The sequence below is a fragment of the Desulfosporosinus fructosivorans genome (assembly GCF_004766045.1).
In the GTDB taxonomy this organism is placed as follows: Bacteria; Bacillota; Desulfitobacteriia; order Desulfitobacteriales; family Desulfitobacteriaceae; genus Desulfosporosinus; species Desulfosporosinus fructosivorans.
The window spans coordinates 849,579-861,625 of the sequence record NZ_SPQQ01000001.1; the positions used below are offsets into that span (position 1 = coordinate 849,579).

Consider the following 12,047-nt stretch of genomic DNA (forward strand, 5'->3'; position numbering starts at 1 on the left):
TTCTGTCTTGACAAACCGTTCAATATCGTCTAAAATTCGTTGTAAAGTAAAATTGCTTTACAAGGGGGTTGGGATGGAAAAACTCGCCAAAATGGCTCTCTTAGCAGATTTCTATGGCCCACTTCTTACTGAAAAGCAACGTAACGTATGGGACCTTCATTACCAACAGGATCTTTCTTTAGCTGAAATCGCTGAGTTAGAACATATCAGCCGTCAGGCTATTCATGATCTACTCAAACGCACAGAGCGGATCCTTGCAGAGTACGAGGAGAAATTAGGGCTTGTTCAGAGGTTCTGGGCGGAACGTGAGAAATTAATGGAAATAAAAGAGTTGTCACAGGAATTAGTGGAGCAGGATTTTACCAGCTCGTCAGCATGGAAGCGCCATCAACGAATACGCGCCATAATTGATGAAGTTTATGTTAATATGTCAGATGAGTGAAATCAGAGTTAAGGGCCAGAAGCCGGAAGTTAGAGTCTTAAGAGTGGATCAAATCGAAAGCGGGGACAGGCATGTTTCAAGGACTAAGCGAAAAACTCCAAGAAACATTTAAACGGCTCAAAGGAAAGGGCCGATTAAAGGAAGCGGATGTCAATGAGGCTATGCGAGAGGTTCGCGTTGCTTTATTGGAGGCAGATGTTAACTTTAAAGTGGTCAAAGACTTTGTAGCCAAGGTTAAGGAACGTTCGATTGGACAGGAAGTTTTAGAATCCCTTTCACCCGCACAATTTGTCATTAAGATTGTGCATGAAGAAATGATTGAACTTATGGGTGGCGCAACAGGTAAAATCTTGATTGCACCAAAACCACCCACAGTGATCTTACTAATAGGCCTTCAAGGTGCAGGGAAAACAACCCATGCCGCAAAATTAGCCAATATGCTAAAAAAACAAGGTAAGCATCCGCTGTTAGTTGCGTGCGATATTTATCGTCCTGCTGCTATCAAGCAGTTGCAGGTCTTGGGTGATCAACTGGAAGTGCCTGTTTTTTCTATGGGCCAAGACGCTCCTGTAGATATAGCTAGGGCGAGCATCAAGCACGCTAATTCGAATGGGCAAGATGTGGTAATTATAGATACGGCTGGACGTTTGCATATCAATGAAGAGTTGATGTCTGAACTACGGGATATTAAAGCGTCTGTGAAACCACATGAGATTTTATTAGTAGTCGACGCAATGACGGGTCAGGACGCTGTTAATGTTGCGGAATCGTTTCATAAAGACTTGGGTCTTGATGGTGTCATTCTCACAAAGCTGGATGGAGATACGCGCGGCGGGGCTGCTCTTTCTATTAAAGCAGTGACCGGGTGTACCATTAAGTTTGCCGGGACGGGCGAAAAAATGGATGCGCTAGAACCTTTCCATCCAGACCGTATGGCTTCTCGAATTTTGGGGATGGGCGATGTGCTGACTCTGATCGAGAAAGCTCAAGAATCTTTCGATGAGAAAAAAGCGAAAGAAATGGAACAGAAGCTTCGTAAGCAGGAATTCACTCTCGATGATTTCCTGGATCAGATGCAGCAGATGAAGAAAATGGGCCCGATTTCCTCAATTTTGGAAATGCTTCCAGGTGGTATGGGTAAGCAATTAAAAGATGTTCAAATCGACGAAAAGGACACGGCTCATCTTGAGGCCATCATTCGTTCAATGACGATGGAAGAGCGCCGCAAACCGATTGTTATTAAAGATTCTCGAAAAAAGAGAATTGCTAAAGGAAGCGGAACATCGGTACAAGACGTAGGCCGTCTCCTAAAACAGTTTGAACAAATGCAAAAAATGATGAAGCAATTTGCCAACCCGGGTGGCATGGGAATGCTCGGAATGGGCAAAAAAGGGAAAAAAGGGAAAAAGGCAGGAATGCGCTTTCCGACGCTTTGATGGACACACGCTATACTATAGCGTTGTTTATATAATAAACTTGCTTTAAACGAAGTTTTAAGTTTAGTTTAACTAATCTATGGCTAAATGTGCAACAGTATTTTAAGGAGGTGAAAAAATGGCTACTAAAATTCGTTTATGCCGCATCGGTGCGAAAAAGAATCCTATCTATCGTATGGTTATTGCAGACGCTAGAGCTCCTCGTGATGGACGGTTCATTGAACAAATAGGTTATTATGATCCGGCAAAAAGCCCTGCAATTTTGAACATCGATGAGGAAAAGGCTTTAAAATGGCTCTCAACAGGAGCACAGCCTTCGAATACTGCTAAGTCTTTGCTGAGTCAGGCTGGTATCATAGCCAAATTCCACGAGTCCAAGAACTAAGTGTAAGTGAGAGGGGGGGTTCCTGTGAAGGAACTTGTCGAAATCCTCGCGAAAGCACTTGTCGATCATACTAACCAAGTCAACGTTACCCAGTCTGAGACAGATAAGAGCGTTCATCTGCAACTGACTGTTGCACCTGAAGATATGGGTAAGGTTATTGGGAAACAGGGAAAGATCGCAAACGCTATTCGTACGCTGGTTAAAGCGGCAGCTGTCAAAGATGGTCGCCGGGTTCATATGGACATTGATCAATAACGTTGAGGAGGGCCTAGTGCCCTTCTCAACGTTTAAAACTATCTGCGTTAGGGAGGGAAAACAATGGATGAAGTGCTGATCGGAGAAGTGTTGCGTCCGCATGGTTTTAGCGGAGAGCTGAAGATTTACCCGTTAACGACTGACCCTGCGCGATTTCTCAAACTTAAGGAAATAATCTTGAGGTGTGGAATGCACGAAAGACCCTTCAAAATTATTTCAGCCCGAGTACAGATGGATTTAGTCTTTCTCATTGTGGAAGGAATTGAAGGTATAGACCAAGCAGAAAAGTATCGTGGCTGGGAGGTTCTGATCGACCGCTCAGAAGTCCCTCCTTTGAAAGAGGGCTGGTATTACTTTGAGCTTGAAGGAATGCAAGTGTATGACGGGGATGTCTTGTTAGGCACTTTGTCTTCAGTCTTGGAAACTGGAGCAAATGACGTCTATTTGGTCAAGGGACCCAAAGGTGAAATATGTGTCCCAGCACTAAAGAGTGTTGTCTTGCATGTGGATGTTGAGGGTCGACGAATGGATGTCACACTTCCTCCGGGGCTGTTGGAGGGTTAAATATCGGATGATAAAATTTACCGTTTTGACGTTATTTCCAGAAATGTTTGCGCCTTTACAAGAAAGCATCCTCAAACGCGCACAAGAAGCGAAATTGGTTAAAATACAGTTTGTGAACTTCAGAGATTATGCAATTAGCAAACATAAAAATGTGGATGATGTTCCCTATGGTGGGGGGGCAGGCATGCTCTTAAAGCCTGAACCTATTTTTGCAGCAATACGAGATTTGCCTAAGCCTTGTGGGAGACGAAAGGTTATTCTAATGTCTCCACAAGGTGAAGTCTTTCGTCAAGAGAAGGCTAAGGAGTGGGCAGAAGAAGGGGAACTGGTTTTCATATGTGGGCATTACGAGGGGTTTGATGAGCGAATCCGTGAGTTGGCGGACGAAGAGATGTCCATCGGAGACTATGTGTTGACAGGCGGAGAGCTTGCCGCAATGGTCATGATTGATGCAGTTGCGCGCCTTGTTCCTGGCGTGCTTGGAGAAGATGCCTCTGCCGAAGAGGATTCACACAGCATCTCACTCTTGGAATATCCTCAGTATACGCGTCCGGCTGATTTCGAGGGGCGGCAGGTTCCTGAAATTTTGTTATCTGGCCATCACGCGTTTATTAAGCGGTGGAGAAGAAAAGAATCGCTAAGACGCACTTTTTTGCGTCGTCCGGATTTAATTAATGCCGTTACTTTTGGACCTGAGGATTATTCAATATTAGAGGAACTCATCCTTGAACACGAGGAGATTGCAGCCTGGCAAGATTTGGGGAAACATCTCTGCCCGCGGCCTAAACGGCGACGGAAGTCCTCTCATAATCCCGCGAGCAAGCTAAGCGAGGACTCCCATTGAGAGAAATGGAAGCTTTGAAAATAGATACGTGAATATTGATAATTGACTCAGACATCTGGGTTTTAGTAGTGCGTTGGGAGGAACTCCATGGCAGACATATACTTAGCTTTAATCCATGCTCCTGTGTACAATAAGAATATGGAAACGGTAGCAACTTCAATCACAAACTTGGATCTTCATGATATTGCGCGTTGCGCAACAACTTATGGCATTAAACGCTATTATGTGGTTCATCCCGCTGAAGCACAACGCCAGTTGGCTAAACGTATTATGGGTTTTTGGCAAGAAGGGTATGGAGCAAATTATAATCCTGATCGCCAAGAAGCGTTTGCACGGGTAAAAATCGCGAATAATTTGAATGAGGTATATACAGAAATTGAAGCAGAACATGGGGTAGCACCTGTTAAAGTGGCGACGGATGCTCGGAAATATGCTAATACAGTCACCTATGCACAGCTTCGTGAGGACATAGAAACTAAGGAAGCGCCGATTCTATTACTGTTTGGTACGGGTTGGGGACTACTTAAAGAAGATGTCGAACAGATGGATCGAATCCTAGAACCAATCTATGGCCCCACGGATTATAATCATCTATCCGTGCGTTCGGCTGTTGCTATTATTTTGGATCGCTTACGCGGACACTGAAGATATAGAAAAAACTGGAAACATCAAGCCATCAGGCGTCTAATGGTAGCCTGAGTTGCACCCTATGCTTCTAGAAAGTATATAAACGTTGTTGATAGTATCTAACTAGTACGAGATTAGCTTGAAATCTATTGCATAGATAAATGAGTTGTGATAAAATAAGTTGGTCTGATAATAGGTGGTCCGCTCGCTGAGAATCAGTGTATGAACATCTAGACAAGGAAGGAGGGAATTTATAATGGATTATATTCGCATGATTGAAGAAGAACAAATGAAAAAGGATCTTCCTGACTTCCGTCCAGGGGATACAGTACGTGTACATGTGCGTATCGTTGAGGGAACTCGTGAACGTATTCAGGTTTTTGAAGGGCTTGTCATCGCAATGAAAGGTGGCGGCATCAGAGAGACTTTTACTGTTCGTCGTGTCGTCGCAGGCGTCGGAGCAGAACGTACTTTTCCTTTGCACTCACCTCGTTTGGATAAGATTGAGGTGGCGCGTCGAGGTGTCGTTCGTAGGGCTAAGCTTTACTACTTACGTGCACTTTCAGGTAAAGCAGCACGGATTCGAGATCGTCGTATCGTATAAGGTTGAAAATGGGCTGGAGCAATCTGGCTCTTTTTTTTTACACAACGAGAAGTTATAACTTATTGGGATATAATTTCTCGTTGTGTACCTTCTCGTTATCACGGCTTGCTGTCCTTGACGGCTCTAATAACCTCAAACGTCCTGTTGAGTCAAGGCTACAGCGTTATAAGTGCAACTATGGCTACCGCTAGCGCATAATGTGTCCCTTCCTTGCCAATCAATGGCTACAGGGACTCTCGGCCATTCATGACCGTGCTTGGCGCTAGCCAGTTTTCTATATACTATTGGCACGTTGTTGCCTGATATGAGATGGAAAATAATAATATTGAGCCAATAAATTGTTTTTGTGGCGTATGCTCCAGAGATTCTTGTTCATACTAAAAGAGTAGTGCAAGAGGGGAGCGAGACGATGGAACGTCAGAAATCAAAACGAAAATGGATTTTGGGAATTATCGGTGTGGTTATACTGATCGGTGGATTTCTTCGTTGGGGAGTATTGCAACCCTATCTGATTCGCCAACCTTCCATGGAACCTGGGCTTGCTTCGGGAGATCGCATAGTCGTTAATCGTCTTGCGTATCGCGGGTGGGATCCCACTAGAGGGGACGTTGTTGTGTTTGCGTTTCCGAAGGACTTAAAGCGAACTTTCGTTAAACGAGTGATTGCGGCCGAGGGTGAAACGGTGGAACTTCGCGACAATAAAGTTTTTGTAAATGGAGACGTTATTGAGGAACCCTACGTTAAGCCTGGCGATTATCCTCCTTATGGTCCAGAAGTGGTACCAGCAGGGAAGGTGTTTGTCTTAGGGGATAACCGTCGTGAGAGTGAAGACTCTCGAGAATGGGGTCTTCTCCCTAGAGAATATCTCTTGGGAAAGGCTTTGTTGGTATACTACCCTTTTCAGCGGTTTAGGTTTTTTACAATCTGAGTGCTGAATTAAAAGAATAAGGTTCTGTTAAGAAGGATGAAGAGGGATTATATTCATGAGTATTCAATGGTTTCCGGGGCACATGGCGAAAGCAAGACGCCTTTTAATTGAGCAACTTGAATGGGTAGATGTTGTTTTAGAACTTGCCGATGCTCGAATACCAGTCAGTAGTCGTAATCCAATGCTCAATAAATTGCTTGGAAATAAACCTCGCTTATTACTACTGAATAAAATGGATTTAGCAGATCCAATTTGGACGGCAAAATGGCTTACTTACCTAAAAACTTCAAGCCCTGTTTATGCGGTTAGCGCAACTACCGGGCTTGGGGTCAAACAAATTGTACCAGAATTGGAACGTATGGTTATGGCTAAACAAGCAAGACAGGCTACAAAGGGCATCCGCCCTCAGGCGATTAAAGTCATGATTGTGGGGATTCCCAACATTGGTAAGTCATCCTTAATAAATCAATTGACGGGTGGAGCCCAAGCAAAGGTCGGTAACAAACCTGGTGTGACCCGCGGAAATCAATGGGTTCGGATTCATGAACGAGTTGAACTTCTAGATACCCCAGGGATGTTGTGGCCTAAGTTTGAAGTTCCAGAAGTCGGGCGGAAGCTGGCTGCTCTCGGAGCTATAAAAGATGACGTTTTTGACATTGAAGAATTATCTGGATGGATTATTGATTGGCTCAAATTGTATTCGCCAAAGGCCTTACTTCGTTATCAGGTTCAAGATGTAGTAGAGGTTACCTTAGAGAGTCTCGGTCGAAAACGTGGGTGTTTGATTCACGGTGGACGTGTAGATACGTTAAAAGCCGCTCAAATCTTCCTGCGGGAACTTAGAATGGGACAACTCGGACCAGTGACAATGGATTATATTCCCGAATAAATTTCTTGGTGATACAGTTTTTAAATAGTGCATATTCCGCACTAAATAAAGGAAATAGAGTTTTCTTGGCGAAAAGGAATATTAGGTAGAGAAGAGGAAAAAAGTGTGGAACCGTTATCCCAGATGAATGTGCGGGAAGTTGAAGAAGCACTATTTAAAGACCCTTCCCCTCGAATGATCTGCGCATGTCAGAAGGATCCGCGTCAAGGGGTTAGGCAACTTGCCGTTCGTTTACTCAAGTTCCAGCAAGCACAAGCTGTGGAAGAAGCCCGTATTCAGCTAATGCTTGTAGAAGAAAAAAAATTATGGCAACAAGGATTTCTGCTACTTGCAGGCATTGATGAAGCTGGACGGGGACCTCTAGCAGGCCCAGTTTTTGCTGCAGCGTGTATTCTGCCAGTACGATTTGTTTTGCCAGGTCTCAATGATTCTAAAATGCTGACTGAGAGTAAACGCGAAAAACTATACACTCAGATTCAAGCACAAGCGATTGATTATGCGCTTGGAAGTGCTGAACCGGCAGAAATCGACTCTTTGAATATTTTGCAAGCTACTAAATTAGCCATGAAGCGAGCGGTTGAAGGCTTGAAAGTTCGTCCTCATTATTTGATGATTGACGCACTAACCCTCCCTACAGTTAAGTTGCCACAGCTTCCCCTTATAGGTGGAGATCTGATAAGTGCCTCAATCGCGGCAGCCTCGATCTTGGCAAAGGTGACACGTGACCGCTTGATGGTCGAACTCGACACCCTTTATCCAGAATACATGTTTTCCAGAAATAAAGGGTATGGTACGAGTGAACATATGCAAGTTTTGCGGCGACTAGGACCATGCCCTCTTCATCGTAGAAGTTTTGCTCCGGTGAAACGAGGGTCGTCTGCTATTTAAAATAATAAGTAGAGGACGTCGCATTATACAATACAATATTTATTGACCACTCCTTCTTGATGTGGCACAATAAGTTTGGCTCATAGTGTATCTAATATTCTATATGAAGGGAGGTTAGGAGGATGTCTGACAACAATTTTGCTGGTGTAGGTGTTTTTCTCGTTGGTGCTATAGCTGTATCTATCATTATGATGATAATGCCAAAGTTATTGGCACCCAACAAACCACACAAAGAAAAATTAACTACGTATGAGTGTGGGAACGAGACAATTGGTCGGACATGGCTCGGATTTAAGAGCAATTATTTCATGTATGCCTTAGTCTTTGCAGTTTTTAGTGTTGAAACAGTCTTATTGTATCCTTGGGCCTTAACGTTCCAAAAACTAGGGACATTTGCCTTTGTGGAAATGTTCATCTTCATTGTCATTCTCTTAGTTGGTTTCTGGTATGCTTGGAAGGAGGGTGCTTTAGAGTGGATGTAACCTTGGAAAAACGACTTCGCGATGACGAAACGTTGATGGACAAAAATTTTTTGGTTACGAACTTAGATAGCCTTCTAAATTGGGCTCGAGGACATTCCTTCTGGCCAGTAACGCTGGGTTTAGCCTGCTGTGCAATTGAGATGATGGCTACTGGCGGACCTCGTTATGACATTTCTCGATTTGGCTGGGAGGTTTTTCGTGCTTCTCCACGTCAAGCGGATGTTATGATTGTGGCGGGAACCTGCACTCGGAAGATGGCTCCGTTGTTACGTCGTGTCTATGACCAAATGCCTGAACCTAAATGGGTGATCGCTATGGGGAGTTGTGCGAACGCTGGAGGACCCTTTGTTGATTCTTATTCCATGATGGCAGGCGTTGATAAGATTGTCCCTGTGGATGTTTATATCCCTGGTTGTCCCCCACGACCAGAATCTTTGTTATATGGGCTTTTGCAACTTCAATACAAAGTTTCAAATCCCGCTAAGGTGAGGTTAATGAAACATGGAAAATAAAGAACAATTTAAACGACAAGTTGAAGAACTTGCTACCCGGGTTAATGGTGAAGTTGAAGAGAGTTTTGGGGTGCTTATTTTAAAGGTCAATGCTCCTTATATTATCGAAACTTTGACAGCAGCCAAAGCGTTCTCCAATTCGCCATGTGATTTTCTGCACGATCTATGCGGAATGGATTTAGTGGATCATTTTGAGGTAGTTTATCAATTGTCAAGCTTGCGCGGGCCTCAGACCTTGCGTGTTAAAGCAGCGGTGAGTCGGGAAAACCCGGTGGTTGACTCTGTGACTCGTATTTGGCAGGGTGCAAACTACTTAGAGCGTGAGGCTTATGATATGTACGGAATTATATTCACAGGACATCCCAATCTTAAACGAATTTATATGTGGGATGATTTTGAAGGTTACCCGTTGCGCAAGGACTATGTGACCGAGCCCATTGAGGTTCGCAACATTGTGCGTACACGGATAGAAGGGGAATAGGGGGAAAAACCATGAATATTAATGAAACAGAAGAACTTATTTTAAACATGGGCCCCCAGCACCCGAGTATGCACGGTTTATTCCGCATGGTGGTTCATCTAGAGGGCGAAACTGTCACCAAAATCATACCAAAAATAGGTTATCTCCATCGGGGAATGGAAAAATTGGCGGAAAGCCGAACCTATACCCAGTTTATCCCTTATACGGATCGCCTGGATTACCTTGCATCGCCGCACAACAACTGGGCCTACGTCCAAACTGTAGAAAAGCTAATGGGGGTAGAAATCCCTGAACGGGCAGAATATCTCCGGGTTATCTTTGGTGAACTTGCTCGGATTGCTAGCCACCAGGTTATGATCGCCAGCACAGCTCTCGATATGGCGGGGTGGTCTGCTTGGTCTTATGCGTTCCGAGATCGGGAACGGATCTGTGATATGTATGAGATGACCGCAGGAAGCCGCTTGACAGTAAACATTATGAGAATAGGAGGAATGAGTGCAGAGCCACCGGAAGAATTTTGGCCTGCTCTAAAATCGTTCCTCGATGATACTCCTGAAATGCTTGAAGAATACTACGGCATCTTTTTCGGAAATGAGATTGCTCAGGGCCGTTTGAAAAATGTCGGTATCTTATCGAAGGAACTTGCTGAAAACCTCTCGATTACCGGTCCGGTATTACGGGCCTCTGGCGTTGACTACGACGTGCGTAAAGCAGAACCGTACAGTATTTACGATCGATTTGATTTCAACGTTCCAGTTCGAACGGGGTGCGACAGCTATGACCGTACTCTAATTCGCATGGATGAAATTGTGGAAAGTATCAAAATCATTAAGCAAGCGGTGCGTGATATCCCAGAAGGTCCGATTATGGCCAAAGTACCGAAGGTTATTAAACCTCCGGTTGGTGAAGTTTATCATCGTGTGGAGAATCCCAAAGGGGAACTCGGATTTTATATTGTCAGCGATGGAACCACCAAACCAGCAAGAGTGCGTATCCGACCAGCGACATTTATCAACCTACAAATGCTTCCAATTGTAGCTTTAGGTTGGAAAATCCAAGACGTTGTCGCAATCTTTGCGACCTTAGATGCGGTATTGGGTGAAGTCGACAAATAGTAAATTCCAATGAGGGGAGAATAAGATGGAGACTATTAATAATCTGTTGCAGACTTTAGATAATCTGTTTTTGATTATTGCGTATGCCATCCGTAGTCTTTTTGCGGATCCCCACTCGGTTTGGGCTAATTTAACCATGGATATCATTAATTTTATTATCGTGGTTATCATTGTTGTCCTGGCTGCTTTGATCTTGATTTTGCTTGAACGTAAAATTGCAGGTTGGACTTCACAGAGGACAGGCCCCAATCGTCTTGGTCCGCGCGGATGGTTTCAGACAATAGCAGATGCCTTAAAACTTATGGGGAAAGAAGATGTTACTCCAGCCGGTGCTGATAAATTTATCTTTAAAATTGCACCAATGATTATCTTCTCTCTACCAATGATGACGTTAGCGGTCATACCGTATGGAAATGGCATGGCACCCATTGATCTCGATTTAGGTATTTTTTACTTTGTAGCTATCTCCTCTATTTCAACACTGGCTTTTCTTATGGCTGGATGGGGCTCAAATAATAAGTACTCGTTACTTGGAGCAATGCGGGCTGTTGCCCAAATGGTCAGTTACGAAATTCCTTTGCTCTTTTCTTTGCTTGGAGTGGTCATGATCACTCAGTCCTTTAATTTAGGTGTCATTGTTGAGTCACAACCGAACATTCCCTTTATTGTTCTTCAACCTCTGGCGTTTGGGATCTTCATGATTGCTGGTTTGGCGGAGCTCAACCGCGCGCCGTTTGACCTGGTTGAAGCGGATCAGGAAGTTGTTGCTGGACCGTTTACTGAGTATACGGGACTCCGCTGGGGATTGTTTTTCCTTGGTGAATACGGAAACATGACGGCTATGGCCGCACTTGGGGCAACCGTGTTTTTAGGTGGTTGGCAAGGGCCAGGGTTCTTACCTGGTTATGTTTGGTTATTTATGAAAATCGGAATTCTCATCTTCTTTATGATGTGGGTTCGTTGGACCTTTCCAAGAATTCGTATTGATCATTTAATGCACTTGGCGTGGAAAGTGTTATTACCACTTTCAATTTTAAACATTTTGTTAACGGGTCTGGGAATATACATTTACCGACTCGTGATAGGGGGGTGACACAGTGTTTGGTAAAGGTCTACTACAGGGTCTAGGCATCACGTTCAAACGCATGGTCGGTCCTAATATCACCGAGTTTTACCCAGAGGAGAAGCCGAATCTTCCGACTCGGGTGCGTAGTTCTATGGGACTTCAACGGGACAAGTGTATTTCTTGCAACATGTGTGCGATGGCCTGTCCTAATACGGTCATAAAATTAACCAGTGAAAAAGATGAAAACAACAAAAAGAAGCTCACTAGCTACCAAATGGACGTTGGACGTTGCTTATTCTGTGGTTTGTGCGTGGAAGCATGTCCGACCAAGGCTCTGACAGTGACTCAGGATTACGAAAATGCAATCTTTGAACCCGAAGACATGAAATGGGATATGCTTAAACGAGCTGAGCAAAAAGGAAAGGTGGGGTAAGTGTGAGCACAGTAGTTTTCTTCATTTTTGCAATCTTGGCGATTGCAGCAGCCTGGGGTGTTGTCACCTCGAAGAATATTATGCATAGCGCGCTCT

17 protein-coding genes and 1 pseudogene are annotated in these 12,047 nt (G+C 44.2%); all 18 read left to right on the forward strand.

Going from position 1 to position 12,047, the window contains the following annotated elements:
- Window positions 1-73 precede the first annotated feature (73 nt).
- Complete coding sequence (locus E4K67_RS04110) at window positions 74-442, forward strand: putative DNA-binding protein (protein ID WP_135545099.1); 369 nt, start codon at window positions 74-76, stop codon at window positions 440-442.
- Between the two features lie 71 nt (window positions 443-513).
- Window positions 514-1,878 (forward strand): signal recognition particle protein, encoded by a 1,365-nt coding sequence (gene ffh / locus E4K67_RS04115; RefSeq protein ID WP_135545100.1) that lies wholly within the window; start codon window positions 514-516, stop codon window positions 1,876-1,878.
- 118 nt (window positions 1,879-1,996) lie between these two features.
- A complete protein-coding gene (gene rpsP, locus E4K67_RS04120; RefSeq protein ID WP_135545101.1) occupies window positions 1,997-2,263 on the forward strand; it encodes a 30S ribosomal protein S16 in 267 nt (88 codons plus the stop codon).
- Window positions 2,264-2,287: 24 nt separating this feature from the next.
- Window positions 2,288-2,518, forward strand: coding sequence for a KH domain-containing protein (locus E4K67_RS04125; RefSeq protein WP_135545102.1), 231 nt, complete (start codon window positions 2,288-2,290; stop codon window positions 2,516-2,518).
- Window positions 2,519-2,581: 63 nt separating this feature from the next.
- Window positions 2,582-3,082 carry a ribosome maturation factor RimM gene (rimM, locus tag E4K67_RS04130; protein ID WP_135545103.1) on the forward strand — a complete coding sequence of 167 codons (501 nt, stop codon included), beginning with the start codon at window positions 2,582-2,584 and terminating at the stop codon, window positions 3,080-3,082.
- 7 nt (window positions 3,083-3,089) lie between these two features.
- Window positions 3,090-3,926 carry a tRNA (guanosine(37)-N1)-methyltransferase TrmD gene (gene trmD / locus E4K67_RS04135; protein WP_135545104.1) on the forward strand — a complete coding sequence of 279 codons (837 nt, stop codon included), beginning with the start codon at window positions 3,090-3,092 and terminating at the stop codon, window positions 3,924-3,926.
- 87 nt (window positions 3,927-4,013) lie between these two features.
- Window positions 4,014-4,571, forward strand: a complete 558-nt coding sequence (locus E4K67_RS04140) for an RNA methyltransferase (RefSeq protein ID WP_135545105.1) — start codon at window positions 4,014-4,016, stop codon at window positions 4,569-4,571.
- 238 nt (window positions 4,572-4,809) lie between these two features.
- Window positions 4,810-5,157, forward strand: a complete 348-nt coding sequence (gene rplS, locus E4K67_RS04145; RefSeq protein ID WP_135545106.1) for a 50S ribosomal protein L19 — start codon at window positions 4,810-4,812, stop codon at window positions 5,155-5,157.
- 409 nt (window positions 5,158-5,566) lie between these two features.
- Window positions 5,567-6,085 (forward strand): signal peptidase I, encoded by a 519-nt coding sequence (gene lepB, locus E4K67_RS04150; protein ID WP_135545107.1) that lies wholly within the window; start codon window positions 5,567-5,569, stop codon window positions 6,083-6,085.
- A gap of 55 nt (window positions 6,086-6,140) precedes the next feature.
- Entirely contained in the window at window positions 6,141-6,974 is an 834-nt protein-coding gene (gene ylqF / locus E4K67_RS04155; RefSeq protein ID WP_135545108.1) for a ribosome biogenesis GTPase YlqF, read from the forward strand.
- A gap of 105 nt (window positions 6,975-7,079) precedes the next feature.
- A complete protein-coding gene (locus tag E4K67_RS04160) occupies window positions 7,080-7,862 on the forward strand; it encodes a ribonuclease HII (protein ID WP_199242451.1) in 783 nt (260 codons plus the stop codon).
- Window positions 7,863-7,984: 122 nt separating this feature from the next.
- Window positions 7,985-8,344: an NADH-quinone oxidoreductase subunit A gene (locus tag E4K67_RS04165; protein ID WP_135545109.1), complete on the forward strand. Its 360-nt coding sequence runs from the start codon at window positions 7,985-7,987 to the stop codon at window positions 8,342-8,344.
- Window positions 8,335-8,856, forward strand: coding sequence for an NADH-quinone oxidoreductase subunit B (locus tag E4K67_RS04170; protein ID WP_135545110.1), 522 nt, complete (start codon window positions 8,335-8,337; stop codon window positions 8,854-8,856). The genes E4K67_RS04165 and E4K67_RS04170 overlap by 10 nt, the downstream gene beginning before the upstream one ends.
- On the forward strand, window positions 8,846-9,337 hold the full coding sequence (locus E4K67_RS04175; protein WP_135545111.1) for an NADH-quinone oxidoreductase subunit C: 492 nt from the start codon (window positions 8,846-8,848) through the stop codon (window positions 9,335-9,337). The genes E4K67_RS04170 and E4K67_RS04175 overlap by 11 nt, the downstream gene beginning before the upstream one ends.
- A gap of 11 nt (window positions 9,338-9,348) precedes the next feature.
- The gene (locus E4K67_RS04180; RefSeq protein ID WP_135545112.1) at window positions 9,349-10,452 is read left to right on the forward strand and encodes an NADH-quinone oxidoreductase subunit D; all 1,104 of its coding nucleotides are present in this window, start codon (window positions 9,349-9,351) and stop codon (window positions 10,450-10,452) included.
- A gap of 25 nt (window positions 10,453-10,477) precedes the next feature.
- Entirely contained in the window at window positions 10,478-11,545 is a 1,068-nt protein-coding gene (gene nuoH / locus E4K67_RS04185) for an NADH-quinone oxidoreductase subunit NuoH (RefSeq protein WP_135545113.1), read from the forward strand.
- A gap of 4 nt (window positions 11,546-11,549) precedes the next feature.
- Complete coding sequence (locus E4K67_RS04190) at window positions 11,550-11,951, forward strand: NuoI/complex I 23 kDa subunit family protein (protein ID WP_135545114.1); 402 nt, start codon at window positions 11,550-11,552, stop codon at window positions 11,949-11,951.
- Between the two features lie 2 nt (window positions 11,952-11,953).
- Window positions 11,954-12,047: pseudogene (locus tag E4K67_RS30460) on the forward strand (NADH-quinone oxidoreductase subunit J family protein); the annotation flags it as partial.

What these genes read in the sequence shown, in the direction of transcription:
- E4K67_RS04180 (WP_135545112.1), top strand. Translation starts at nt 9,349, where the DNA reads ATGAATATTAATGAAACAGAAGAACTTATTTTAAACATGGGCCCCCAG.
- E4K67_RS04175 (WP_135545111.1), top strand. Translation starts at nt 8,846, where the DNA reads ATGGAAAATAAAGAACAATTTAAACGACAAGTTGAAGAACTTGCTACC.
- ylqF (WP_135545108.1), top strand. Translation starts at nt 6,141, where the DNA reads ATGAGTATTCAATGGTTTCCGGGGCACATGGCGAAAGCAAGACGCCTT.
- nuoH (WP_135545113.1), top strand. Translation starts at nt 10,478, where the DNA reads ATGGAGACTATTAATAATCTGTTGCAGACTTTAGATAATCTGTTTTTG.
- E4K67_RS04110 (WP_135545099.1), top strand. Translation starts at nt 74, where the DNA reads ATGGAAAAACTCGCCAAAATGGCTCTCTTAGCAGATTTCTATGGCCCA.
- ffh (WP_135545100.1), top strand. Translation starts at nt 514, where the DNA reads ATGTTTCAAGGACTAAGCGAAAAACTCCAAGAAACATTTAAACGGCTC.
- trmD (WP_135545104.1), top strand. Translation starts at nt 3,090, where the DNA reads ATGATAAAATTTACCGTTTTGACGTTATTTCCAGAAATGTTTGCGCCT.
- rimM (WP_135545103.1), top strand. Translation starts at nt 2,582, where the DNA reads ATGGATGAAGTGCTGATCGGAGAAGTGTTGCGTCCGCATGGTTTTAGC.
- rpsP (WP_135545101.1), top strand. Translation starts at nt 1,997, where the DNA reads ATGGCTACTAAAATTCGTTTATGCCGCATCGGTGCGAAAAAGAATCCT.
- E4K67_RS04165 (WP_135545109.1), top strand. Translation starts at nt 7,985, where the DNA reads ATGTCTGACAACAATTTTGCTGGTGTAGGTGTTTTTCTCGTTGGTGCT.
- rplS (WP_135545106.1), top strand. Translation starts at nt 4,810, where the DNA reads ATGGATTATATTCGCATGATTGAAGAAGAACAAATGAAAAAGGATCTT.
- lepB (WP_135545107.1), top strand. Translation starts at nt 5,567, where the DNA reads ATGGAACGTCAGAAATCAAAACGAAAATGGATTTTGGGAATTATCGGT.
- E4K67_RS04140 (WP_135545105.1), top strand. Translation starts at nt 4,014, where the DNA reads ATGGCAGACATATACTTAGCTTTAATCCATGCTCCTGTGTACAATAAG.